24 protein-coding genes, 2 tRNA genes and 1 pseudogene are annotated in these 24,166 nt (G+C 61.4%); 16 read left to right on the top strand and 11 right to left on the bottom strand.

All coding sequences use genetic code 11. The features are described 5' to 3' along the window. Window positions 1-41 precede the first annotated feature (41 nt). Together M4J40_RS16120 and M4J40_RS16115 are read left to right on the top strand one after the other, a co-directional pair. The gene (locus M4J40_RS16120) at window positions 42-710 is read left to right on the top strand and encodes a TetR/AcrR family transcriptional regulator (RefSeq protein WP_251755411.1); all 669 of its coding nucleotides are present in this window, start codon (window positions 42-44) and stop codon (window positions 708-710) included. A gap of 11 nt (window positions 711-721) precedes the next feature. Further along, the gene (locus tag M4J40_RS16115; RefSeq protein WP_251755410.1) at window positions 722-1,213 is read left to right on the top strand and encodes a hypothetical protein; all 492 of its coding nucleotides are present in this window, start codon (window positions 722-724) and stop codon (window positions 1,211-1,213) included. Between the two features lie 131 nt (window positions 1,214-1,344). Here M4J40_RS16115 and M4J40_RS16110 read toward each other — a convergent pair whose 3' ends face one another. The 3 genes from M4J40_RS16110 to M4J40_RS16100 are packed head-to-tail and all read right to left on the bottom strand — an operon-like array spanning window position 1,345 to window position 4,171. After that, window positions 1,345-2,142, bottom strand: coding sequence for a heme ABC transporter ATP-binding protein (locus tag M4J40_RS16110; protein ID WP_251755409.1), 798 nt, complete (start codon window positions 2,140-2,142; stop codon window positions 1,345-1,347). A gap of 8 nt (window positions 2,143-2,150) precedes the next feature. Further along, window positions 2,151-3,245: an iron ABC transporter permease gene (locus M4J40_RS16105; RefSeq protein ID WP_251755408.1), complete on the bottom strand. Its 1,095-nt coding sequence runs from the start codon at window positions 3,243-3,245 to the stop codon at window positions 2,151-2,153. Next, on the bottom strand, window positions 3,242-4,171 hold the full coding sequence (locus tag M4J40_RS16100) for a hemin ABC transporter substrate-binding protein (protein WP_405030764.1): 930 nt from the start codon (window positions 4,169-4,171) through the stop codon (window positions 3,242-3,244). Before M4J40_RS16100 ends, M4J40_RS16105 begins: the two co-directional genes overlap by 4 nt. 236 nt (window positions 4,172-4,407) lie before the next feature. Here M4J40_RS16100 and M4J40_RS16095 point away from each other — a divergent pair, with 236 nt between their 5' ends. The 7 genes and pseudogenes from M4J40_RS16095 (at window position 4,408) to M4J40_RS16065 (ending at window position 9,957) form a co-directional block, all read left to right on the top strand. Then, on the top strand, window positions 4,408-6,492 hold the full coding sequence (locus M4J40_RS16095) for a TonB-dependent hemoglobin/transferrin/lactoferrin family receptor (protein ID WP_251755405.1): 2,085 nt from the start codon (window positions 4,408-4,410) through the stop codon (window positions 6,490-6,492). A 27-nt stretch (window positions 6,493-6,519) separates the two neighbouring features. Further along, complete coding sequence (locus M4J40_RS16090) at window positions 6,520-6,873, top strand: antibiotic biosynthesis monooxygenase (RefSeq protein WP_251755403.1); 354 nt, start codon at window positions 6,520-6,522, stop codon at window positions 6,871-6,873. A gap of 31 nt (window positions 6,874-6,904) precedes the next feature. Next, complete coding sequence (gene hutX / locus M4J40_RS16085) at window positions 6,905-7,402, top strand: heme utilization cystosolic carrier protein HutX (RefSeq protein ID WP_251755401.1); 498 nt, start codon at window positions 6,905-6,907, stop codon at window positions 7,400-7,402. Window positions 7,403-7,425: 23 nt separating this feature from the next. Beyond that, window positions 7,426-7,905, top strand: a complete 480-nt coding sequence (locus M4J40_RS16080; protein WP_251755398.1) for a hypothetical protein — start codon at window positions 7,426-7,428, stop codon at window positions 7,903-7,905. Continuing rightward, window positions 7,863-8,618, top strand: a pseudogene (gene exbB / locus M4J40_RS16075) (tonB-system energizer ExbB); the annotation flags it as partial. The gene M4J40_RS16080 and the pseudogene exbB, both read left to right, overlap by 43 nt. Further along, window positions 8,618-9,061, top strand: a complete 444-nt coding sequence (gene exbD, locus M4J40_RS16070) for a TonB system transport protein ExbD (RefSeq protein ID WP_251755394.1) — start codon at window positions 8,618-8,620, stop codon at window positions 9,059-9,061. The pseudogene exbB and the gene exbD, both read left to right, overlap by 1 nt. Window positions 9,062-9,087: 26 nt before the next feature. Then, complete coding sequence (locus M4J40_RS16065) at window positions 9,088-9,957, top strand: TonB family protein (protein WP_251755392.1); 870 nt, start codon at window positions 9,088-9,090, stop codon at window positions 9,955-9,957. A 134-nt stretch (window positions 9,958-10,091) separates the two neighbouring features. On the opposite strand, the gene M4J40_RS16060 is transcribed toward M4J40_RS16065, so the two are convergent. The 4 genes from M4J40_RS16060 to M4J40_RS16045 all read right to left on the bottom strand — a co-directional run bounded on the left by M4J40_RS16060 (window position 10,092) and on the right by M4J40_RS16045 (window position 13,185). Further along, window positions 10,092-10,168: transfer RNA gene (locus M4J40_RS16060), tRNA-Arg, on the bottom strand. Between the two features lie 189 nt (window positions 10,169-10,357). After that, the gene (locus M4J40_RS16055) at window positions 10,358-10,684 is read right to left on the bottom strand and encodes a hypothetical protein (RefSeq protein WP_251755390.1); all 327 of its coding nucleotides are present in this window, start codon (window positions 10,682-10,684) and stop codon (window positions 10,358-10,360) included. A 741-nt stretch (window positions 10,685-11,425) separates the two neighbouring features. Continuing rightward, window positions 11,426-11,502 (bottom strand) — tRNA-His (locus M4J40_RS16050). A gap of 117 nt (window positions 11,503-11,619) precedes the next feature. Next, window positions 11,620-13,185 carry a methyl-accepting chemotaxis protein gene (locus tag M4J40_RS16045; RefSeq protein WP_251755388.1) on the bottom strand — a complete coding sequence of 522 codons (1,566 nt, stop codon included), beginning with the start codon at window positions 13,183-13,185 and terminating at the stop codon, window positions 11,620-11,622. Between the two features lie 718 nt (window positions 13,186-13,903). On the opposite strand from M4J40_RS16045, the gene M4J40_RS16040 reads away from it, so the two are divergent. Then, complete coding sequence (locus M4J40_RS16040) at window positions 13,904-14,392, top strand: hypothetical protein (RefSeq protein ID WP_251755386.1); 489 nt, start codon at window positions 13,904-13,906, stop codon at window positions 14,390-14,392. Here M4J40_RS16040 and M4J40_RS16035 read toward each other — a convergent pair. Then, complete coding sequence (locus M4J40_RS16035) at window positions 14,385-15,440, bottom strand: ornithine cyclodeaminase (protein WP_251755384.1); 1,056 nt, start codon at window positions 15,438-15,440, stop codon at window positions 14,385-14,387. The two genes, M4J40_RS16040 and M4J40_RS16035, sit on opposite strands and share 8 nt — an antisense overlap. Then, window positions 15,437-16,363, bottom strand: coding sequence for an arginase (rocF, locus tag M4J40_RS16030; RefSeq protein ID WP_251755382.1), 927 nt, complete (start codon window positions 16,361-16,363; stop codon window positions 15,437-15,439). The genes M4J40_RS16035 and rocF overlap by 4 nt, the downstream gene beginning before the upstream one ends. Window positions 16,364-16,492: 129 nt before the next feature. Between rocF and M4J40_RS16025 the strand changes: the two genes are divergently transcribed. Further along, on the top strand, window positions 16,493-16,939 hold the full coding sequence (locus M4J40_RS16025; RefSeq protein WP_251755380.1) for an Lrp/AsnC family transcriptional regulator: 447 nt from the start codon (window positions 16,493-16,495) through the stop codon (window positions 16,937-16,939). A 9-nt stretch (window positions 16,940-16,948) separates the two neighbouring features. Here M4J40_RS16025 and M4J40_RS16020 read toward each other — a convergent pair whose 3' ends face one another. Beyond that, a complete protein-coding gene (locus M4J40_RS16020) occupies window positions 16,949-18,235 on the bottom strand; it encodes a DNA polymerase IV (protein ID WP_251755377.1) in 1,287 nt (428 codons plus the stop codon). A 39-nt stretch (window positions 18,236-18,274) separates the two neighbouring features. Continuing rightward, window positions 18,275-18,562, bottom strand: a complete 288-nt coding sequence (locus tag M4J40_RS16015) for a DUF3572 domain-containing protein (RefSeq protein ID WP_251755374.1) — start codon at window positions 18,560-18,562, stop codon at window positions 18,275-18,277. A gap of 173 nt (window positions 18,563-18,735) precedes the next feature. On the opposite strand from M4J40_RS16015, the gene M4J40_RS16010 reads away from it, so the two are divergent. From M4J40_RS16010 to M4J40_RS15990, 5 genes are all read left to right on the top strand, one after another. Continuing rightward, the gene (locus tag M4J40_RS16010) at window positions 18,736-19,107 is read left to right on the top strand and encodes a response regulator (protein WP_101290899.1); all 372 of its coding nucleotides are present in this window, start codon (window positions 18,736-18,738) and stop codon (window positions 19,105-19,107) included. 25 nt (window positions 19,108-19,132) lie between these two features. Then, the gene (locus M4J40_RS16005) at window positions 19,133-20,503 is read left to right on the top strand and encodes a PleD family two-component system response regulator (protein ID WP_251755372.1); all 1,371 of its coding nucleotides are present in this window, start codon (window positions 19,133-19,135) and stop codon (window positions 20,501-20,503) included. 926 nt (window positions 20,504-21,429) lie between these two features. After that, window positions 21,430-22,470 (top strand): ABC transporter substrate-binding protein, encoded by a 1,041-nt coding sequence (locus M4J40_RS16000; RefSeq protein WP_251755370.1) that lies wholly within the window; start codon window positions 21,430-21,432, stop codon window positions 22,468-22,470. 78 nt (window positions 22,471-22,548) lie between these two features. Continuing rightward, a complete protein-coding gene (locus M4J40_RS15995) occupies window positions 22,549-23,337 on the top strand; it encodes an ABC transporter ATP-binding protein (protein WP_251755368.1) in 789 nt (262 codons plus the stop codon). Next, complete coding sequence (locus M4J40_RS15990; RefSeq protein ID WP_251755367.1) at window positions 23,334-24,152, top strand: ABC transporter permease; 819 nt, start codon at window positions 23,334-23,336, stop codon at window positions 24,150-24,152. Before M4J40_RS15995 ends, M4J40_RS15990 begins: the two co-directional genes overlap by 4 nt. The last annotated feature ends 14 nt before the right edge of the window (window positions 24,153-24,166 follow it).

Below are 24,166 nucleotides of genomic sequence, written 5' to 3'. Positions count from 1 at the left end.
TCTAAATTCATACGAACAGAAGAAGGCTTTGGGATCATCGCATGGACAGTCGACGTGAGGCCCGTGAAAGACTGCGCAAGCTTCCGGACGCGCAACGCACCGCATGGCTCAATATCGCGGAAGAGGAGTTCATGGCGTTCGGCTTCGAGGCTGCGTCGCTGAACCGCATTCTCACGCGTGCTGCCATCAGTAAGGGGCAGGCCTACTACTATTTTGCCGACAAGGGCGAACTCTATCGCGCCGTGATCGAGCGCGCCTTCAGCGAGTTTGCCGGCTTGCTCGAAGTCGCCCCGGCTGCTCCGGACTCGGCTGCGGCCTACTGGCAACAAATCGCCGCTCTCTTCGGCAATGTGACAACCATTCTCCAGCAGAACGAGCGCTTGGCGGAAATTGGGCGTGGCGTCTACCGGGAGGCGAGGGCGCAGATTGCCATCGTGGACCTGCTCGAGAACCTCCACTCTCGGTTTGAGCGGTTGATCGAAACGGGACAGCGCCTCGGCGCCGTCCGCTCGGACCTGCCCCTGGACTTGCTGACGAGCATGGCTTTCGCGGCATTGCGCGAAGCCGACCGGTGGTTTGCGCTGAACGCTCGAGGTTACGATCAAGGGACGGTTCTCATGCTCAACCGCCGGGTCTTCAACCTGTTCACCGCGATCCTCGCGCCAAGCGGCGAAAGCCACCTGGCGGGGCCATCCGCAACATCGTTTTGAGGATCACTCGAATGTCAGCCTCACGCTTCGTTATCGCCGGACTACTTGTCGCTTCTGCTTTGAACTTGACGCTTATGATCCCTGGGGGCTTCGTTGAAACGCGCGACTTCAGCGCCTATCCCGCAGTGGTTCTGGGCGCCTTCAACGTGTTCCTGACCGTGCTTGGTCTGGGAAGCTTCGTCCTCGCCTATTTCGTTACAAGGACAGGGAAAGGGCTTGGTTGGGCCGGACTTGCCGGTCTCGCCTACGTCGCCGTCTATCTGCTTGATCTCGGCCGGATGTTTCCCGTGCCGCCCGAGCCTATGTCGGTGCTCCTGGCGACGCTGGAATGGATCGGTGCCGCGCTGGGGTTAGCCTTGGCCGTGGCATCCATCGCGTTGCGCGGCGCGGTGACCACTGCAAACTCGGCCAAACCAATGCTTTCAGTGCCCACTGTGCTGGGTCTCGCCCTCGCAGCGCTGATCATCGTCGCCTTTGCGACCAAGTCGGCGATGGGAATCTAGGCCTCGCTGCGGCAAGCCGCTTCGTTCTGTTTCGACCTCAAAAGACCCGTCCCTCTGGGCGTGACGCTCTCCCAACACACTAAGGCAGGCTCCAGGCTGAACCAGATGGACGTGCGTTCAACGCTGACCGCTTAAGGCAGCGCGGCATGGCGGCTCTGCGGCAGGATGAAAGGCATGGTCGCGGGCGGCAGCGTGCCGACAATGCCGGAAATGCCGAAGACTTTGGAGATTGTCGTGTCATCCAGCGTTTCGCTTGGGGGACCAAAAGCGGCAATCTGTCCCTTGGACATCACGGCAATCCGGTCCGCAAATTCAGCAGCCAGATTGAGATCGTGAACGATGGCGATGACCCCGCCGCCTTCGCGGGCATGGCGGCGGGCGCGCTCCAGAAGGTCGATCTGGTGGCGAATATCCAGGCTGGACGTCGGTTCGTCGAGCAGCAGGAACCGGGGCAGGTCATTGGCAACCGGCCTGGGAACCTGGGCAAGAACCCGGGCGAACTGAACCCGTTGCTGCTCGCCGCCTGACAGATTTTGATAAAGCCGCGTTCCCCAGCCGCCCAGCCCAACCTCGTCAAGGACAGCCTCGCATAGGCTCTCCTGTGCCGAACCTTTGACGCCGGCCGCTTCCACGCCGAGACGAACGACCTCATCCACCGTGAGGGAAAAGGCCAGTGTCACGCTTTGCGGCAGGACGGCACGGCACTTGGCAAGCTGTGCCGGCCGCATGCGGGAAATCGGCTCGCCGTTCAGGGAAACATGACCTTCGACGGGGCGAATCTCACCGCTGAGGACCTTGAGCAGCGTCGACTTACCGGCACCGTTGGGGCCGACAATGATCGTGAACTCGCCCGCTCTCGCGCAAAAGCCAACGTCCTTCAGCAAATATCGGCTGCCGATGGCGACGGAAATAGACTGGCATTGCAACATCTGTAACCTCAGAGGCCAAAGGCGTTTCGGCGTCGCAGCAGCAAGGCCATGAACACCGGAGCCCCGATCAGGGCGGTGATGATCCCGATCGGCAGTTCCGCCGGCGCGACAACGATACGGCAGATTGTGTCGGCACCGATCAGCAGCGCCGCGCCACCGAAAGCGGAAGCGGGAAGCAGGTATCGGTTGGACGGGCCCATCACCAGTCGCAGCAAGTGTGGCACGACGATGCCGATGAAGCCGATGACACCGGCGACGGCCACCGCAGCGCCACAAGCCGAGGCGACGGCGAGGATGGTGGCTCGCTTCAGTGTTTCGACGTTTATGCCGACGTGCATTGCCTCCGCTTCGCCGAGGATAAGGGCATCGAGTCCCCTTGATACGAAAGGCACTGCGGCAAGCATGATCCCGACGAACGGCACCATGGCCATCGCTCGGCCCCATGTTGCCCCACCCAGACTTCCAAGGGTCCAGAAGGTGATGTCGCGCAGTTGCTGATCGTCAGCTGTGAAAACGACGAGCCCGATCAGGGCGTTGCCGATGGCGGTGACGGCAAGTCCCGCCAGCAGCAAGGTTGCAATGGAGGTTCGTCCTGCCTTCGTCGCCAGGAAATAGAGCAAGGAGGTGGTTGCCAATGCACCCATGAAAGCCGCAACCGGCAGAAAGCTGTTGCCGAGCACGGCAGCGAAGGCGGACAGAGGGCCGCCGCCAAGAACGATTGCGCAGACGGCTGCCACCGCTGCCCCGGAGCTGACGCCGACGAGCGACGGGTCAGCCAGAGGATTGCGGAAAAGCCCTTGCATCATCGTGCCGGATACGCCCAGGGCCATGCCGGTCAATGCACCGAGCAACAGTCGCGGCAGGCGAATATCGTGCAGGATGATCGCCTCGCGCGCGCTGAGCGCGTCACTCTCCCCAAGCAGGCTTCGCGCCAGATCGCCGAGGGGAATTGGTGACGGTCCGGTCGCGACCGCCAAGACGCAAACAGCCAGCAACAGCAGGGCAGAAAGGCCGACCGTCAGTTGGCCGGTACGGCGCCTGTCGCCGGACTTCGCCCGTCGACGAAAGGCCGACGGGCGCGGCAGGGATGTGGCATCCGTCATTGGGAAGCGATCCGGTCCGGATAGAGCTTGGCGGCCAGATCGCGCGCGGCCTGGGCAGCCCGTGGGCCGAAGCCGAGCAGATAATTGCCGCCCATGGAAATGAACGCCCTGCTTTCGGCAGCCGGGGTTGCCTTGAAGGCCGGTAGCGTGAAAACGGCGTCGGCATCCAGTGCGTGGCTCGATGTCTGCATGACGAGGATCACGTCCGGTTCCGCAGCGATCACGGCCTCGTCGGTCATCGGCTTGAAGCCGCTGATGCCCGATGCGGCGTTGATACCGCCTGCAAGGCTGATCATGGCATCCGCTGAACTCTCCTTGCCGCCGACCATCGCCTTTCCGTTGGCAAGCGACAGGACGAAGAGAACCTTTTTCCTGTTCGACTGCGCAACGGCTGCGACCTCTGCCGCCAAGGCTGCAAAGTCGGCGGCGACTTCGGCTTCAAGCGCTTTGGCTTCCGCCTCCTTGCCGACGGCCGCTCCAACCGCTTCGATCTTTTTGAGCACGCCCTGCGGCGTCTGGGCATCCGCGATGATCTCAATCGGCACGGCGCTCTCCTCGAGGATGCCGAGAACTTGTTGCGGGCCCGATCCCTCCACTGCGAGAATCAGGTCGGGCTTGACGGACAGGACACCTTCGGCTGCGAGCTGGCGCATGTAGCCAACTTTCGGCAGGCCGTTGGCCTCAGGCGGATAGACGCTTGTCGTGTCGGTTGCCACGATCCTCTCCTCAGCTCCGAGAGCGTAGAGGATCTCTGTCACGGCTCCTCCGATGGAGACGATGCGGGCTGCCGACCGGCCACCCTCTTCGGAACAAGCGGGATTTGCTGTGACAACCAAGGCCAATCCCAGAGCGCCGGCGATCGTGTCTCGGGTGCCCTTCCTGAGGGACCAAACAGGCGGCTTGCGGCTCTCGACCAAGCCCTCCACTCGCCGGCCATAAATTCCAACCATCTGATATCTCGTTAGTTTTTAGAGATTCTAATGTTGCAATTCATTCGCAACAGTATCTTGACTCTCATACTCATATTTATTTACTGACGCAAGAGAAGCCAAGACGGACCGCCCGTCAGCCCCTCATTCACAGCGCCCATCAGCAAGGGCGCGAGGTGAACTTAGTGACTGGTCGAGCGGCGTTTTGGAGGGCTTTGTGTCGGGGAATTGCAATGTTGAGCAAGAGAATCGAAGGGCTGTTGGCCTCAACAGCTATCATGGGGGTGAGCATCGTCGCGGCTATGCCGGGGGCTGTGGCTCAGGAAGCTCCTGCGGTGGTGAGTGACCAATGCACGCTTGGTGTTGACTGCCCAGCGCAAGACGAAATCCTCCTCGACACCATTACGGTTTCAGTGAACCGGACCAAGAAGGCGCCAGTGAATACGCTGGCCTCCGTTTCTGTCGTGCGGCTCGACGATGCGACCAAGCCGGCAATGACCACCTATTCGGATATTTTCCGAGGGATTCCGGGTGTCAAAGCCTCCATCGACGCCGACGATCCTGGCGCGGCCGTGAATATTCGAGGCCTTGAGGGTTTTGGTCGTGTCGCGATGATCGTCGACGGCGCGCGCCAGAACTTTCAGCAGGCAGGCCATGGCCCCAACGGGGCATTCTACCTCGACCCCAGTCTGCTGGAGGAAGTAACGGTTCTGCGCGGCCCTGTTGCCAACGCCTATGGCTCGGGTGCGATCGGCGGCATCGTCAACATGCGCACGGTCAGCCCGTCCGATTTCCTCTACGACGACGAGACCTGGGCAGTGAAGAGCCGCTCCGTGCTCGGCACCAACGACGGTCATGCCGAAACGGGCGTGACCGGAGCCTATCGCTTTTCGGACCGCTTCGCCGTTCTAGGCAGCTTCAACTTCAATCGAGCCAGCGACTTTGAAGACGGCGATGGAAATGCCGTCCTCAATACGGGCGAGCGTATCGGCGCCGGGCTGCTGAAGGCTGAGATCAAGCCCTCGGACTATCACACCGTCACGCTCGGTTATCTTGCCAACAATTTTGACTATGACAGAGGAGCGCGAACCGCCACGCAGTATGACGTCGACCTTTACGAGCAGATCGCAAGTGCCCGCTGGGAGTATGACAACCCAGACGATAAGCTCTTCAACGTCAATGCGTCGATCTATTACACGCAGACCGACAAGGACGAGACCCGTACGACAGGTACTTATGCCGGGCTAGGGCAGTCATTCGATATCAAGACGGCTGGCTTCGACATCTCGAACACATCCCGCGTTGACACTGGATCCCTGTCGCATGCCTTGACCTATGGTGGCGACTTCTTCCGTGACGACGTCGCCACCTTCGATGCATCGGGCTCTGGTGGCGATCTCTATACGCCATCTGGCAAGCGGCAGGCCTATGGCGCCTTCATCGAGGACGCGATCAGCTATTCAAACTGGCTGGAGATTATTGGTGGTCTCCGTTTCGATGGCTACAGCCTCGACAGCGCCGATGCCTCGACCGACGGTAGGCGCCTATCGCCCAAGGTGACCGTCGGTGTGAAACCGTTCGAGGGCACCATTGCCGAGGGCCTGCAGATCTATGGTACCTACGCCGAAGGCTACCGGGCACCCTCCGTCACCGAGACGCTGATCACAGGCACGCATCCCGGCTCTGCCAACTTTACCTTTCTACCCAATCCCAATCTCAGCCCTGAGACCGCGCATAACTTTGAGATGGGCGTCAATTATGCGCGCAATGGCGTTTTTGCGGCGGACGACCGGCTGCGCCTGAAGACGGCTTGGTTCCACAATCGCATCGACAACTTCATCGATGCCAAGTTCAACATGACGGGAAACTGGGCGACATCCACCTATCAGTATGTGAACATTGGCCAAGGCACGCTGACCGGTTTCGAACTTGAAGCCGCCTATGATGCGGAGCGCTTTTTCACCAGCATCGCCGCATCGGTGGTCGATGGCAAGAATGACGACACCGGTGAAGCCCTTGCGACCGTGCCGGCGGCCAAGATCGTGACGACGGCCGGAATGCGATTCCTCGACCGGAAACTTAGCGTCGGTGCGCAGCTTGAATCCGTCTTCGCGCAGAATGACGTTCCGTCGACCGTCAGTTCGAGCGACGCCTATAACCTCGTCAACCTCTTTGCCAACTGGCAAGCGACGGACAATCTGTCGATGGGCGTCGAGGTCAGGAACCTCTTCGACAAAACCTACACCGAATATCTGAGTGACGAGCCGAGCGCCGGCATGAGCGTGATGTTCACCCTGAACGCTCGATTCGGTGGCTGAAACGTCCCCAAACTGGAGAAATGACCCATGTATATCGCTATGAACCGCTTCCATGTCCTCCTCGGCGAAGAAGAGACCTTCGAGACAATCTGGCGCTCGCGTGAAAGCCGCCTCAAGGACGTGCCTGGTTACCTTGAATTCCAGCTTCTGAAGGGTCCGGAGGCCGAAGATCACAGGCTTTATGCTTCGCATACGCTTTGGGAGAGCTATGACGATTTTGTCGCCTGGACGAAATCAGATGCTTTCCGCCTTGCGCATGCCAAGGCGAGCGAGCGCCGGCAGAACATCTATCTCGGCGGCCCACATTTTGAGGGCTTCCACGTGATCATCGCCGAAGATGGCGACGGCGTACGCCGCGAAATCTCGGCGTCGGCCGCCTGAGGGGGGCTCAAGGCCTGTTGGGAGTCATAAAATGTCTGGATCCGCTGCGGCTGTCGCCGCACTTGCCGAAAACCCCGATGGGGTCGTCGAGGCCATTGCAGCAAAGGCCGGTGTTTCATCCCGCGTCGTGCTTGACCACCTGCCCACAGGTGCAGCGGTTCCCGTACACCAGGAGAAGTTCGCCGATATATGGCGCGAGCTGACTGGCTGGGGCGAGGTTCTTTTCATCGTCCACACGTCGGATATCGTGCTGGAATGTGTTGGTGCATTGCCTGACGGCAGCTATGGCCACGGATACTTCAACATCCATGGTGACAGCCCGATTGGCGGCCACATCAAGGCCGACCGCTGCGCCGGGATCTACTTCGTCGACCGCATGTTCCATGGCCGTCGCTCGCTGTCAGTCCAGTTCATGAACAGCGACGGCGAGGCCATGTTCAAGGTTTTCGTCCGCCGCGATGCGGCAAGAGAGCTGTTGCCCGATCAGGTCGAGGCGTTTGAAGCGCTGCGATCAAAGATGGCGACCTGAGGGGCTCGCTCAACGGGATGGCCATGAAAAATAACGATAATCCAACGTCAATCGGAGCCGGAATCCAGAGTAGGCTCGTCCGCCTGGTCGTGACCGGGTGCATGGCGGTTGGCCTCATCTGTTTGCCGTCGTCGGCGATGGCGCAGGCGGAAGCTCGTACCATCGGCCTGGAACTCAACAAGCTCGAGATGTCGGGGGCGGATTGTCGCGCGACGGTCGTCATACGCAACGGCTTTGATCGGCCGCTTTCCCAGTTGAAGCTCGACCTGGTCGTTTTTGACAGAGAGAGCATCGTTTCAAAGCGCCTTGCTGCGGCGCTCGGACCACTTGCCGCGGAAAAGACCATGGTGAAGTCATTTCCCATCACCGGTATCGGCTGCGAAAACATCGACCACATTCTGGTGAACGAAGTCATGGATTGCACTGATCCTGAAGGTCCTGTGCCGAACTGCCTTGATCTGCTGGTGCTTTCTTCACGCGCGCCGGCGGAGCTTCGCCAATGAACGCCATCGCCACCGAAATACTTCCACACGACCTCTCGCCGATCGGCATGTTCCTGGCAGCGGACATTATCGTCAAATCTGTCATGATCGGCCTTGCCGTCGTCTCCCTCGCCACCTGGACGGTCTTTCTTGTCAAAACGGGCGAACTGCTGGTGGCCCGTCGCCGGCTTGCTCGGAGCGCCAGACGGATCGGAGAGGCGTCCAGCCTCAACGAGGCTGCGGCATCCGATGGATTCGTCCGTGGGCCGGTTGGCGCCATGGTGCGGGCTGCCGCCCATGAGGTGCGGCTTTCGGAGGGGGCACCCTCGGCGGGGCTCAAGGAGAGAGTGGGGTCGCGGTTGGACCGTATTCAGCTTGCGGCCGGCCGTCGGATGATGAAGGGCACCGGACTTCTGGCGACGATCGGCTCCACGGCGCCATTCGTCGGCCTTTTCGGCACGGTTTGGGGCATCATGAATGCCTTTGTCGGCATATCGAAAGCCCAGACGACCAATCTCGCCGTCGTTGCGCCGGGTATTGCGGAGGCCCTCTTGGCCACGGCGATCGGTCTCGTGGCCGCTATCCCGGCCGTCGTCATCTACAACATGTTCGCCCGCTGGATCGCTGGCTACAAGGCGGATATCGGGGACCTTTCCGCTGAAATTCAACGTCTCGTATCCCGCGATGCGGACCGCCAGCACGTGATGCAGCCCAAACCGCATGAGGCCCGCTGATGGCAGGTTCCCTCGACGAAGGCGAAGAGATGGTCGAGGCGCACGAGATCAACGTGACGCCCTTTATCGACGTGATGCTGGTGCTGCTGATCATCTTCATGGTCGCGGCCCCTTTGGCGACGGTCGATGTTCAGGTCGATTTGCCAGGTTCGACGGCGGAACCGGCCAGGCGGCCGGACAAGCCGCTCTATCTGACGGTGAAGGAAGACCTGACCCTGGCTCTCGACAACGAGACGGTGCAGCCGGGTGACCTCCAGGTCGCAGTCGATGAGTTCACGGGCGGAAATCGTGACGAGCGGGTATTCCTGCGCGCCGACCGTGCTGTCTCCTACGGCGATCTGATGTCCATCATGAATGCCCTGCGTGCGGCCGGTTACCTCAAGATTGCGCTCGTCGGGCTGGAGACAGCGCCCACCGCTGGCTCCGGCGAAGCGCTGCCCTGATCCACTACAGGAAAGAGCCGACTTCAATGGCGATGACGTTTGATGGTAGCGGGGGTGTGGCAGACCATGGCGGGGGAGGCTCGCTGGCATGGGCCACCGCCTTTGCCATGGTGTTTGGCCTGCATGTGATCGGCGCCCTTCTTCTGCTGAACAGAACCGCCCTGGACCGTGCCGTCGAGGCGCCGGAAGCCGCGATCATGATCGATCTGCCGCCAGAGCTCGCGCTGCCTCCTGCCGAGAGTGTCGAAAGCGTTGCCTCCAAAGACGTTCCGGATGTGAAGCCCACCGAGACGTCTTTGGAGGCCGTCGATCAGGTCAATCTCGATGAGCCACCGCAGGGGACTGTGATGGATACGCCCCCGGATGTCTCGTCGTCATCGGATGTTCCGGTGGAAACGGCCCAGGTTGAGCCGCTCGAGACGGTCGTAGCCGAGAAGGTTCTGCCGACAGTGCTGCCACCGAAGAAGCCGCGCCCGCCTAAAAAGGCTCAGCCGTCACCCGCGCAGACACGAACCGTTCCGCCGGCTCAGGCGGCAGTCGCCAAAAGCAGCAAGCCGGCTTCTGTCGCTTCGCAGGAGACGCCCAAGGCATCGGGAGCTGGCAAACCCGACGCGGATGCGCTCAAAGGGTATGTCGCAAAGATTCGGGCCCGCATCATGCGTCAGCGCCGGTCTCTGGACATGAGCGCCCAGCGTGGGCTGCAGGCTGTCATCAGCTTCACGGTCGCTTCTTCGGGAAGCATTTCCGCGATCAGTCTCTCGCGCAGCTCGGGAAACCGTGACTTTGACGCAGCTGCGTTGGCCCTTGTCAGGCGTAGCGGCAGCATGCCAGCCTTTCCAGATGGAGTTGCAAGCCGCACTTTGAAACTGAGCTTGCCGATCCGCTTTGACCGCTAACATAGCGACGCAGTGTCCGGCCTTGTGCGTTCGGCAATATCCCCCTTGCCTGCCTGAGTGCAGCTTCGGGGTGCTGACGTCTTGCTGTCCAGAAGCCGTCAGCAGAATCAATATGTCGAAATAAAAGAAAGAGTTGGCGCACCCGACAGGATTCGAACCTGTGACCTCTGCCTTCGGAGGGCAGCACTCTATCCAGCTGAGCTACGGGTGCATGGCCATGTCGCGGACACGCGAAACAAGGTTCCTATAACCGAGTTCGCTGGCAAGGCAAAGGGAAAATCGTGTCGTCCGGATGCCTCGTTCGTCACTGCGGGAATGCCGCTCTTTCCATGTCCGTCACATACGAAAACGGCGCCGGTCAGAGGCCGGCGCCGTTCTCTTTGGCAATGGTGACTTGAAATTACTTGCCGACCGGCACTTCGACGAAGGTGTCGTCGGCGGGCTCGTAATAGCGGATAACCGAGGTGGCCTTGGCGGCGTCATGCGTGGCGATGACCGGGGCGCCCGAAACCTTGACGGTCACGAAAGTGTCGTCGGCCGGCTCGTACACGGAGACCGCCTGAGTGTAGCGGGCGCCGTCCTCATTGGCAGAGGCAACAGGGGCGTTCAGCGTGCCGGACACGAATGTGCCATCGGAAGGCTCGAAATAGGTTCCCTCGGCGGCAAAGGCCAGGCTCGGAAGGGCGATAGCAGCGGCAGCAACGGCGGCGATGGTGAAGGTCTTCATTTCCATACTCCATGTATTCGAGAGCGTCGGGAGGTCTTTGGGTCGTCTCAATCCAGCCCAATTTTTCGTATCGCTTCGATGATGTTGATATAGAACTGACCTCATCACGGAAAAAGGGTACCTGAAGTCAATAGGACAGGACGGATTCCGTGAAGTGTTTTCACGAAGTCGTGTGTAGACGTGCGTGGGAGGAAAAATTACCGCGATCTGCGCACACTTTCGCGTGATGACCGCGGAAATCGGGCGTTTGTCGTGCCCGGGAAGCTCAGATGGTCCCTTGCGGTGGCTCTTTCGCGCCGAACGCGCTCGCCGCCATGAGTTGATACGCTTCTCTTGCCGGATGGTTCCCGTTGCCGGGAAGGGAGGGCTCTGGCTGCCCCATATAGAAGATGCGACCACCCAGGGGCTCCCGGTGGAGCGGGCTTGGCATCCGAGACATGTCTGCCTTGATGGATACGGCCATCCGTCAGCTGATCGGAGGCGTGCAGCGCACGGCGGTGTTGCTGGATCGCGTTGCCGGTGCAGTCTGGCGCTTGGAGGCCGACAAACGATTCCGCGCCATCCCGCACGGTATCTCCGAACCGGGCCTTGTCGACAGGCCGTGTCTGTCCGCGGAAGAGGGGGCAAAGCGCTGCTTGCGGGCTCGTTCAAGTCGGTACGATCAAGCGGCTTGGCAGCGCGAAAGCGGCGAGGACGTCATCGGCGCAAAAGGCCAACACCGTGCGATATGTAAGGAAGAAATGGTACAGCTGGCTGGGCTTGAACCAGCGACCTTCGGAGCCACAATCCGACGCTCTAGCCAACTGAGCTACAGCTGCACATGACGGCGCGGAACCTAGTTGGATCGTTCCGGCAATGCAAGCCCCTGCCAACTACTTTTTTGAGTTTGGGAGCTTCCGCCAGAAGAATGCCGGCGGAAGCCGGGGTCCTGAACGTCAGGCGGCGACGACGGCACTGAGGAATGTGTCGATGGTCGAGCGCAACTGGTCCGCTTCGTCGGCCACTTCGCGCGAATCCCGATCCAGCTTTTGCGCTGCGGTCTCGGTTTCGCGAGCGGTGGTCAATACGGCGCCGACATTGGTCGCCACCTTCTGCGAGCCTGCCGCCGCCGCGTTGACCGAACGGCTGATGTCGTCGGTGGCCGCTCCCTGCTCCTCGACGGCGGCGGCGATGGCGCCAGTGTAGCGGTCGACCTCCTGCATCGTCGTGCTGATGGTCTGGATTGCCTCGACGGCGTCGGCGGTGGCCTCTTGGATATTGTCGACCTGGGCAGCGATCTCCTCGGTTGCCTTGGCGGTCTGTCCGGCCAGGTTCTTCACTTCCGAAGCGACGACAGCGAATCCCTTGCCCGCTTCGCCGGCCCTCGCGGCCTCGATGGTCGCGTTCAGGGCCAGGAGATTGGTCTGCTCGGCGATCTCCTTGATCAGCGTGACGACCTCTCCGATCTTGGTCGCGCCGAGGGCGAGGCGATTGATCTTGGTGTCGGCATCGCGCGTTCCCCGCGCCGCCTCGGCGACAATGACGCCGGTACGCTGGATCTGCCCTGAAATTTCGCTGATCGACGCGGCAAGCTCTTCGGTCGCGGACGCGACGGCCTGCACGTTGTCGGTTGCGTCGCATGAAGCATTCGAGGCTGCGCCTGCATCTTGCACCGTGCGCAGGGCGCCGGTGCCCAGCGAGCCGGCGGCAGCAAGCAGATCCTCGACCGTCTTGTTTACCGCGCCGAGCGCCGTCCGGGTGGACGCACGGAAGTCATCGATCAGTTTCTCGATGCGTTCCTGTCGCGCAGCACGGTCGGATGCCTCGACCGTCTTGTCCTTCTCGAGCGCGATGCGGGTGAGGGCGCTCTCCTTCAAGATGACGACGGCGCGGGCGATGGTTCCCACCTCGTTACCATATGTGGCGTAGGGGATTTCCTCGGCGAGATCGTCCCGGGAAATGCGCTCCATCAATCCTGAGAGCTGCGCCACGGGGCGGATGAGCCGAGCCACCAGCCAGGATGCGCCGACGGACATCAGCGCGGCCAGCAGCAGTCCGAGAAGGGAGACCTTCAACACCAATCCATCCTTGGTGGCGGCGACGGTGCTTTCGGGAATGCCCGCAAACAGTATGCCGATCACCTGACCGGCCGCAGTCTTGATCGGCGTGTAGATGGTGAGATAGGGCACGCCGAGGATGGCGGCCTCGCCGGTAAAGGTGCGCCCCGCCTTGACGGCCGCGTAGGCAGGTGAGGCCTTGCCGAGGTCGGTGCCGATCGCGCGGCTTCCGTCAGCCTTCTTGATCGAGGTCGTCGCGCGCGTGAAGTCGTCCTTGGCGGCGTCGTAAATGAAGATGGTGGCCGCTGCGTCTGCCGTGCGCGTGAGGTTGTCGATGAGGTTGTGGGTCGGGAACGGCGGGATGGCCGGCATCTCGATGTGGTCGACGGCATCCCCCGACCAGGCGATCGTCGTGTCCGCGACGTCCTTCTGCATCAGAAGGGCTCCCGTGCGGATGGCGATCATCTGTTTTTCAAATGCTTGCCGAGAGGCATCGGCCGACAGCGTCGTGTAGACGACGGAGAGAAGCAAGCACACCGTTAACGTAATGAAGATCGCAACGGCTGTGCCAATTACCTTCCACAACTTGACTCGATTAAGGAACATTATCCGCGTCTTCTGCAAAAAACCAATAGGACAAGGATTGCGCCGGCAATGATGAATCGAGACTTAAGGAGGCAATGCTTCGGAATATTTCCAATTGTCAGAAGCTCCCGTCCTTCGGCCGGCTCTTTCCACGAGCCTGCCAGATCGAGATCTTGGGGCAACGCGTGGGAGATCGGCTTTTCAGTTCACTTGCCCCGGTAACCCCGGAGGCTTGCTCCGCGCTTTCTTCCCTCTTGGCAAGGCCAGCCAGCGATGATCGGGCTGGTCATCCGATTGGCCCGCAAGTCTCGCGAAAGGTTTTTCTGTCAAATGAAGCAGGAGGTCAGCTATCGGCGATGCAGCTTGGTTCAAGCTTGTTCGGTCTCGGGCGTGGTCAAGTAGAATTAGGTTTTTGTTAACTGTGTTATTTCTTTATTGCTCGAAGAACTGCCCGAGGTGGGGAAATAAACGTTTTTCGTACTTATCTGATTCATCATGACCGAGAAGCACGTTTGGTCGAGCCTTGCACGACTGCCGTGACCGGCAAAGCCGGGTCGATTGGTGGAGGAAGAGCGCCGCGTATTGAGGGAGGCGGATCATGCAGTCACGAGTAGTCGCCTCGCAGAACATGTCCATCGGCAGTTCCACGAAAAAGACAGGTGGAAAGGCCAACGGCACACTGGCCCGTCGACGCCGCAATGGCGGCCATCAGGATGCGCGTTCGTTTCTCATCGCCGGCTGTCTGGCTCTGGTCGTTGCCGCGATCCTCGCGGCGATCTGGATTTACGTCAAACCGTTTCCCGTTGCCTCTTCCGAGCCCGGTCCTCGCCCTCCACCGAGCATTGCCGACCTGGAGGCCAAGAAAACCCATTCCTACTGGAAGGTCGGCAGCAGCACCTACCGGCACTACATAACCAACACTGGCACCGGCGAGATCGTCGATGCCGGGACGATAACTGTTCAGGAGATGCTCGAGCAGGGCATTGCGGTTCCTGGCTATTCGCCACCGGTCAAGTCGACTGGCGCCTCGACCGGAAAGAACGAACTGGCCATCCGCTTCAAGGCCTTGCAGGAGCACCTCAAGTAGCGGCCGGCTCGGCGCGCACCAGCATGCCGAACAGGTCGCGCGGTTCGTCCGGGTCGGCGAGCAGATCGAGCTCCTGATAGAAGGACGTGCCGGCGAGCTTGTCGCGTACATAGCGCAGCGCCGAAAAGTCCTCGATGGCAAATCCTACCGAATCGAAAAGCGTTACCTCGCCCGGCGAGGCGCGGCCGGGCGAAGCCCCGGTGAGTACTTCCCAGAACTCGGTAACGGGATGGTCGGCCGGCAGTTGCTGGATCTCGCCTTCGATGCGCGTTTGCGGCGCGTATTCCACGAAGATCGACGATCGCTTCAGGATGTCGCGATGAAGCTCCGTCTTGCCGGGGCAGTCGCCGCCAACCGCGTTGATGTGCACGCCCGAACCGACCATGTTGTCGGTCAGGATGGTGGCGTACTGCTTGTCGGCCGTCACGGTCGTGACGACATCCGCCCCTTCGACGGCTTCCTGGCCGGTGCGGCACGGGGTGATGGAGAAGCCGAGCGGGGCGAGGTTGCGCCGGCACTTCTCAGTCGCATCCGGATCGATGTCGTAAAGGCGCAGGTTGCGGATGCCGAGTATGGCCCCGAAGGCGAGGGCCTGGAATTCCGACTGCGCTCCATTGCCGATGATGGCCATGGTGCTGGCTCCCCGCGGGGCCAGGCGCCGTGCCGCCATCGCCGAGGTGGCGCCGGTCCTGAGCGCCGTTAGCAGCGTCATCTCCGAGAGCAGCATCGGGTATCCCGAGCCGACATCGGCCAGAACGCCGAAGGCCGTCACCGTCTGCTTGCCTTCGCGCATGTTCTTCGGGTGGCCGTTGACATACTTGAAGCCGTAGAGCGTCCCATCCGAGGTGGGCATCAGCTCGATGACGCCATCGACCGAGTGAGAGGCGACGCGCGGCGTCTTGTCGAAGGTCGGCCAGCGCCGAAAGTCTTCCTCGATGTAGTCGGCAAGCTCCACCAGAAAGCGCTCGACGCCAACGCTGAGCACCAGCCGCATCATGTTGTCGACCGAGACGAAGGGAACGATGGCGAGCGGGGATATGCTGTTCATGCGGCAAAGCTCCGGGTCGGGCGATCCATGACGGTGCGGCCCATCAGGCTGGCGAGAAGGTCGACCATCAGCGTGGCGGTACGGCCGCGCTCGTCAAGGAAGGGGTTAAGCTCGACAAGGTCGATGGAGGAAACGAGGCCGCTGTCGTGGAGCATCTCCATGATGAGGTGGGCCTCGCGGAAGGTCGCGCCACCCGGCGCCGTGGTGCCGACGCCGGGCGCGATCGATGGGTCGAGAAAATCGACGTCGAGGCTGACATGCAGCCGGCCATTCGCCGCCGCCACGCGTTCGAGAAAACGCCAGACCAGCGAGCCGACGCCGTGTTCGTCGAGGGCGCGCATGTCGTGGACGGTGACGCCGGAGCCTCCAAGCGCCCGTCGCTCGGCAGGGTCCACCGAGCGGATGCCGACCATGGTCACGTTACCAGGTGATAGCGGGTGGGACAGTGGCGGGTAGCAGTCGTGAAAGCCCTTCGCCCCGGTGAAATAGGCCACAGGTGTGCCGTGAAGATTGCCGCTCTGGGTGGTGTCGAGCGTGTGAAAGTCGGTGTGGGCGTCGAGCCACAGCACGAAGAGGGGCCGCCCGTCTTCCGCCGCGCGGCGGGCGATGCCCGGCACGGTACCGGCGGCCAGCGAATGATCGCCGCCGAGAAACACCGGCACGGCGCCGTCCGAGGCGCGATAGGCAGCCTCCGTCACGGCGCCGATCCAGGCGGCGATCTCGGGCAGGCGTCGCAGGTGAGGGTGGGGAGGCGTAACGGCTGGCAGCGGGCCTCGGGCGACATTGCCCAGGTCCTCGACGTCGTGGCCGAGCTCGGCGATCGCCTCGACGATGCCTGCGGTCCGATAGGCGCTCGGCCCCATCTCGCAGCCCATGCGGCCGGCGCCGTCCTCAACCGGAATGCCCAGAAGCCTCACCTTCATGCCTTCGTCCCTCGCTGTCGGATCGCGTGCATCTGGCCATGGCTTGCCGGCGAAGTGAACAGGAGGGATTGGCAGATTACATGGTTTGCCTTATCAAAATGGCAGTTCCATTGAGCAAAACGGAGTTTCATGGACCGGCTCGATCAGCAACTGGTCACTCTCCTGCGTCACGACGGTCGCCGTTCCGTGTCGGATCTCGCCGTCGAGCTGGGGGTTTCGCGCGCCACCGTGCGGTCTCGCATGGAGCGGCTGCAACGCGACGGAGATATCCTCGGCTACACGGTGATCCTGCGCAACGACGCCATCGAGGTCCCGGTGCGGGCCGTCATGATGATCGAGATCGAAGGGCACGTGCTGGACAAGGTGATCCGGCAACTCGGAGGTTTCCCGGAAGTTGCGGCTATTCACACCACCAACGGCCGTTGGGATCTCGTCGTGGAACTGGGTGCCGCGACGCTCACCGACTTCGACACGGTGTTGCGTCGTATTCGCCTTTTGCCGGGCATTACAGGTTCGGACACCAGCCTGCTCTTGACGACGCCGCGTACGACGCGTGCCCGTCTGAACAATGGGTGAGTGACGCCATCACTCCTTGCGGCGGCGATGGTTATCGAAGACCAGGCCGGTTTCGAGCGCCCGCTTGCCGAACTTCTCCCTGATTTCGTCCATGGCGCGCTCGGCGGCCGCCTTTCGCGTTGCCTTTTGGTCGACGAGGTCGGCCGGATCGGCGAAGCGGCTTTCGCAGAGATCCGAGACCGAGACTCCGATGAGCCGATATTTCTGTCCGTGCGCCTCTTCGGCGAGGAGTGCGTCGGCCGCCGTGAAGATGCGGTCGGCGAGCTGGGTGGGATCGGCAAGGCGCCGTGCCCGGGTCCTCAGCTTGAAGTCGGCGGTCTTGAGCTTCAGCGTCACCGTGGAACCGGCGATGTCTTCGTGCTTGAGGCCAAAGGAAACACGCTCCGCCTGCTCTCGCAGGATTGGGCGGAGGTCGCGGAGATCGGCCAGATCCTCAAAGAAGGTCACTTCCGAACCGACACTCTTGCGCTTCGAGTTGGGAATGACATGCCGGCTATCCTCGCCATGCGACAATCGGGCGATCCTGAGGCCGAGCGCGCCGTAGCGGCTGGCAAGTCGGGCGGGATCGGCGGCCTGCAAATCGCCGACCGTCCGGAAGCCATCGGCCGCAAGACGCTCGGAAAAGGCGCGACCGACGCCCCAGATCGTCGTGACTGGCCGGGGCGCCAGGAAAGCCGCCGCCTCCGACGATCCGATCACTGAGAAACCTCGGGGCTTGTCGAGATCGGAGGCGATCTTGGCGAGAAACTTGTTGGCGGCGAGGCCAACCGAGACGGTGATGCCGACCTCGCGTTCCACGTCCCGGGCGAAGCGGGCCAACACCAATGCGGGGCTGGCGCGGTGCAGTTGCTCTGTCCCAGACAGGTCGAGAAAGGCTTCGTCGATGGACAGCGGCTCGACGAGCGGCGTCAGTTCGAGCATCCGCCGCCGAATCTCGCGGCCGACGCGCGCATACTTTTCCATGTTGGGCGGGATCACCACCGCCTCGGGGCAAAGCTGCAAGGCCTTGAACATCGGCATGGCCGAGCGCACGCCGCTGATGCGGGCGATGTAGCAGGCAGTCGATACGACGCCGCGCTTGCCGCCGCCGATGATCAACGGCTTGGTGGCGAGCGAAGGGTCGTCTCGCTTTTCAACCGACGCATAGAAGGCGTCGCAGTCGACATGTGCGATGACGAGGCGGTGAAGGTCGGGGTGACGGAGGAGGCGCGGGCCGCCGCAGGCGGGGCAGCGGCGCCCCTCGGCCGGAGCCGGGGCGAGGCAATCCCTGCAAAAACCACCCGACGCTTGGGACATGTTCGCCTCCCGGCGGCTCCTCTTGCCCTCGCCGGCCAATCAGAACTCGCTGTCACCCGCCAGTGCGTGGTGGGCTGCGGCGATCATGGTCGGTCTCACTTGGGCCGCTTCCACGAAGGAGAGAAGCAGCGACTCGTCGGCCAGGAAGAATTCCAGTACCCCGGCGAGAAAGCCGGGTTCGCGTGCCGCCACCCGAAGATCGGCCGGCCCGATGCCCGAAAGTGACAGGAACCGACCGAGCGCATCCGGATTTCCTGCAAGGTAGGAGAGGGCGGAAACGGCCAACTCCTCCGCGGCGTCAAGGGTAAGTCTTTTACCAATGGGCATATTCGATCCACCGTTTGGGATTGCTAAAGGAATCCGTACTATATTTGTTATACTGGAATCAGTGCGGCAACCTATCCCCACCGGAAGGCGCTCCTGCGTACGAGCCGAGTGCGCCGGAACGAAAACCGCCAAGCACCCGGCAAAACCGGTGCGCAAGGCGGAAAGAGAGTCGAATGGCCAAGACAGTTCTCATCGTCGAGGACAACGAGCTCAACATGAAGCTCTTCCATGATCTCCTGGAAGCGCACGGTTATCGCACGATTCAAACACGCAATGGGATCGAGGCTCTTGATCTGGTGCGCACCCACCGGCCGGACCTCATTCTCATGGACATCCAGCTGCCGGAAGTGTCGGGGCTCGAGGTCACCAAGTGGCTGAAGGAAGATGACGAGTTGCGCTCGATCCCCGTGGTTGCGGTCACCGCTTTTGCCATGAAGGGCGACGAGGAGCGCATCCGCCAAGGGGGCTGCGAGGCTTATATCTCCAAGCCGATTTCAGTTTCAAAGTTCATCGAGACGGTGCGGACGTATATCGGCGACCAATAAGCGCCGGTCGGATCGGAAGTGTGTGATGACAGCGCGTATTCTTGTTGTCGACGACATATTGGTCAACGTGCGCCTCATGGAGGCTCGCCTTACCGCCGAATATTTCGATGTCCATACCGCCACTTCTGGCGCCGAAGCGCTGGCGATGCTCGACAACGCCACCTATGACATCGTCTTGCTCGACGTCATGATGCCGGGGATGGATGGTTTCGAGGTTTGTCGCCGCATTCGCGCCAATCCCAAGACGACCCAGTTGCCGGTGATCATGGTCACCGCGCTCGATCAGCCCGCCGATCGCGTCCATGGCCTCGAGGCCGGCGCCGACGATTTTCTCACCAAGCCGGTTTCCGACACCCAGCTCATCACGCGCGTGAAGAGCCTCGTTCGCCTCAAGCAGCTCACGGACGAGCTCGATCTCAGGGCCAATCAGGGTTCGGTCGCCTTCGACCGGGCAATGACCTATGCCGATCTCACTGCGCGCGCGCCCGGTCGCGTGCTGCTGGTCGAGGATCGCCGCTCGGCATACGTGCGGATCGCCCAGGCACTGTCCAGCGAGATGGGGGTCGATATCGAGACCAATCCCCAGGAGGCGTTGTTCCGTGCCGCCGAAGGCGATTATGACCTCGTCATGATTTCCATGGGGCTTGATGATTACGACGCGCTTCGTCTTTGTTCGCAGTTGCGGTCACTGGACAGGACGCGTTTGCTGCCGATCCTGCTGATCGCCGATCCTGACGAGGGCAACCGGCTGACGCGTGGCCTCGAACTCGGCATCAACGACTACCTGATCCGGCCGGTGGACGCCCAGGAGCTCATTGCGCGTTGCCGTACCCAGATCCGCCGCAAGCGCTATACCGACCGGCTGCGCGCCAGTGTGCTGCAGACCATGGAGCTTGCCATCACCGATGCGCTGACCGGTCTATACAATCGCCGCTACCTGGACTCGCACCTTGCCGCACTCGTCGATCGCGCCGGCGAGAAGAAGGGCGATCTGTCGCTTCTGATCATCGACATCGACTATTTCAAGCGGGTCAACGACACCCACGGCCATGATGCCGGCGATGAGATCCTGCGTGAGTTCGCCACTCGCATCCGCCGCAATCTGCGGGCGCTCGACTTGCCCTGTCGCTTTGGCGGCGAGGAGTTCGTGATCGTGATGCCGGAAACCGACTACGGCATCGCCTCCATCGTTGCCGAGAGGCTTCGCACCAAGATTGCCCGCGATCCCTTCGCCATTCACGGCGGGGCGGAGTTCGTCGATGTGACGATTTCCGTTGGCGCCGCCTATATCCTGCACAACGGTGACACGCCGGAGTCCCTGCTGAAGCGCGCCGACAATGCCCTTTATCGCGCCAAGGCCGAGGGGCGGAACCGGGTCGTGCTCGCCGCCGCCTGATCGCAGGCACTCCCAGAGCGTCTTGCTTGCCGATGGTCGGCCATGGCCGAGGAGTCGATGACTTCTCGGGGCGAACCTGTTTTGAAAATCAGTGGCATGAGTGGCTTGGTGCTACTCATCGGCTGTCTCTGATCCTCTTGTCGGCGAACACTTCGAGTCATGAATTAAGGTTACTTCTTTATGGTTAAAGTATCGAGAAGCGATGCTTGGCCTGTATGTTGTTGTAAATAACTCGTTAAAACGGTAGAAAAATATTGTTGATAGTCTAGAGATTTTGGAAAGAGTACAATTGCTTTCCAACTACAACCCGGTGAAGCCAGGTCCGCCGCATCTCCTGGTCTTGTCGGGTCGGTCGATCGATGCCGGCGAGAGTGGCCTCCTCGTTGACCCGGTATCGATCGACCACTCTTGCGTGGTCGGTTCGGCTGGCGCCGATCCAGGTGTTCCTGTCGGCGTATGTCGCTCCTCATCGCACTTTACGTGGCCGATTGCCGTTCTCGCCGGCATCGCATGCCGCGAACTCATGCATACACGGTTCTGAGCTGCTGTCTTGGTGGTCGAGGGGCGTTCTCGCGGCCGTTCCGCTCGATCCAGACTCTTCCAACTCAAGCGGGTTTTGGCCTGACCGACCGGAGTTGGACGGGCTCTTCCGCCTCTGTCAGTGTTGGTGGTGTTTTCCGACGACAGCTTCCTGCTGGCTTTGTGATGCAACTGGACTGGCGGTATGCAGGCCTTCAGTGAAGGAACTTGACGTGGGTTGCCGATGCTATCCACAACTGACTGCTCACGTGAGGGGCAAATCGGCCTTGCGATCAGTCTAAAATATAGGCGAATTGCATTTTGCTTAGACATTGAGCAATTTGACTTGCATTTCTGACCACTTCCCCGGCAAACTGGCGTCATTACAAGCCTATAAGGGGAACGTCATGCTGAAATCCGCCCGCTGCCTCGCCGCGAGGGTCGCTTTCGTCGGCCTCGCTGGGGTTGCTTCGCTCGTCGCTGCAACGGCTGCCTTTGCCGATACACCCGTCAAGTTCACGCTCGATTGGAAGTTCGAGGGGCCGGCGGCCGGCTTCCTGCTCGCTCTCGACAAGGGCTACTTCAAGGCCGAGGGGCTGGATGTCACCATCGACAGCGGCAATGGTTCGGTGGAGTCAATTTCGCGCGTCGCCACCGGCACCTACGACATGGGCTTCGGCGACATCAACTCGCTGATCAAGCTGCTCGACGAGGACCCGTCGCAGAAGATCAAGGGCGTTTTCATGGTCTATGATCGCCCGACCTTTGCCATCGTTGGCCGTAAGTCGCTCGGTATTACCGACGATCCGAAATCCCTCGAAGGAAAGAAGCTTGGCGCGCCGCCGCCGGATGGCGCTTTTGCCCAGTGGAAGGCCTTCAAGGCCGTCGCCGGTATCGACGACAGCAAGATCACGCTTGAATCGGTCGGCTTTCCGGTGCGCGAACCGATGTTGGCCAAGGGTGATGTCGACGCCGTCTTCGGCTTCTCGTTCTCGGTGATCCTGAACCTCAAGGCCCAGGGCGTGCCGGCCGATGACATCGCGCCGATCCTGATGGCCGAGCATGGCCTCAACCTCTATGGCAACACCGTCACCGTGAATACCGATTTCGCGGCCAGCAATCCCGAGGTGGTAAAGGGCGTGCTCAAGGCGCTTGCCAAGGGCTTCGCAGACGCGGTCGCAAACCCGCAGGAGGGTGTCGATGCCGTGCTGAAGCGCAACGAGACGCTGAACCCAGACATCGAACTCGAACGCCTCACCATGGCCAACGCCCAGAACATCAAGACTCCCTATGTCGTCGAACACGGCATGGGCGGCGTCGATCCGGAGCGGCTCGCCGCTTCCATCGAAACGCTGAAGACCTCGATGGGCCTCAAGGGTGCGGTGGCTGCCGACCAAGTGTTCGATGCGAGCTTCCTGCCGCCCGAAGGCGAACGCATGCTGCCCTGATCAAGATATGTGGACCGGTCGAGGCCTCTCGGCCGGTCTCGCGCTTTCCCCGAACAGCGAGCCTGAAACGCGAGGCACATGACCCATCTCGTCTCCATCGAAAACGTCGACATGCGCTATGGCGGGGCGAGCGGAACGCTGGCCGTGGCCGACCTCACATTCAAGGTTGACAAGGGCGAGTTCGCCGCCGTCGTCGGCCCCTCCGGTTGCGGCAAGTCGACGCTGATGCGCCTCGTCACCGGGTTGCACATTCCCCAGGCGGGCAATGTCATCGTGGCCGGCCAACACGTTACCGAGCCGGTGAGCATCGTTGGCATGGCCTTCCAGAACCCAAGCATGCTGCCGTGGCGCACCACGCTCGACAACATCCTGCTGCCGCTGGAGATCGTCGAGAAACACCGCAAGCGGCTGCGCGCTCACAAGGCCGAGTATGTTGAGAAGGCTGAGCACTTGCTCGAAGTGGTCGGCCTCAAGGGGTTTGGGTCGAAGTTTCCCTGGCAGCTCTCCGGCGGCATGCAGCAGCGCGCCAACCTCTGCCGCGCGCTGATCCATGAGCCGCAGCTCCTGATGCTGGACGAGCCGTTCGGTGCGCTTGATGCGTTCACCCGTGAAGAGCTCTGGTGTGTCATCCGCGACCTGCATGCCGCGCAGGACGTGACCATCATTCTGGTCACGCATGACCTGCGCGAGGCGGTGTTCCTCGCCGACAAGATCCTGGTGATGAGCGCGCGTCCCGGTCGCGTCTTGCGCGAGCACCGCGTTCCCTTCGCCCGGCCGCGCGATTTGGAGATCACTTACGACAAGGCTTTCAACGACGTCGTTCACGAACTGCACGGCGAGATCGCAAACGCGAGGAGGGCGGCATGAGCGCTGTTGTCGAGGACATTCAGAAGCCCGAGCCGACAAAGCCTCTGGTCGCCCGCATTAACTGGGTGAAAGCGTCCCCCTGGCTCTACACCATCGCACTGTTCGCCATCTGGGAGGCGGCGGTCCGGATTTTCGATCTGCCATACACCATCCTGCCGGCGCCCTCGCGCATCTTCGCCGCCTTCTACCAGTATTGGTCGCCGCTCTGGAAAAACTCGCTGCAGACTCTCTACACCACCACGCTCGGCTTTCTGATGGCGGTGGTCGGCGGACTGGCACTCGGGCTCTTTATCGGCTGGTCGAAGGTGATCTACGCCGGACTTTATCCGCTGATGATCGGCTTCAACGCCGTGCCGAAGGTTGCCGTTGTGCCGATCCTGGTCATCTGGTTCGGCATCGGCGCCGTGCCGGCCATGCTGACGGCCTTTCTGATTTCCTTCTTCCCGATCGTCGTCAACGTCGCCACCGGTCTCGCCACGATCGAACCGGAAACCGAGGATGTGCTCCGGGCGCTTGGCGCCAAGAAGCTCGACATCATGCTGAAAGTGGGAATCCCTCGCTCGATGCCGTATTTTTTCGGCTCGCTGAAGGTGGCGATCACGCTCGCCTTCGTCGGCTCGGTGGTGTCGGAGACGGTGGCCTCCAACTACGGCCTCGGCAATCTGATGAGCTCGGCTCAGAGCCAGTTCAACGTCCCCCTCGTCTTTGCCGGTCTGCTGGCGCTCGCCGTCGAGGGTATCGTCATGTATTCGATCATGGCTTGGGTGGAGAAGCGCATGACCGGATGGGCGCATCGGTCCTCAATGTCGCACTGAGAGAACGAACTTCG

The organism is Pleomorphomonas sp. JP5, from assembly GCF_023721815.1.
Classification (GTDB): domain Bacteria; phylum Pseudomonadota; class Alphaproteobacteria; order Rhizobiales; family Pleomorphomonadaceae; genus Pleomorphomonas.
This window is presented reverse-complemented; position numbering and strand designations above follow the sequence as displayed.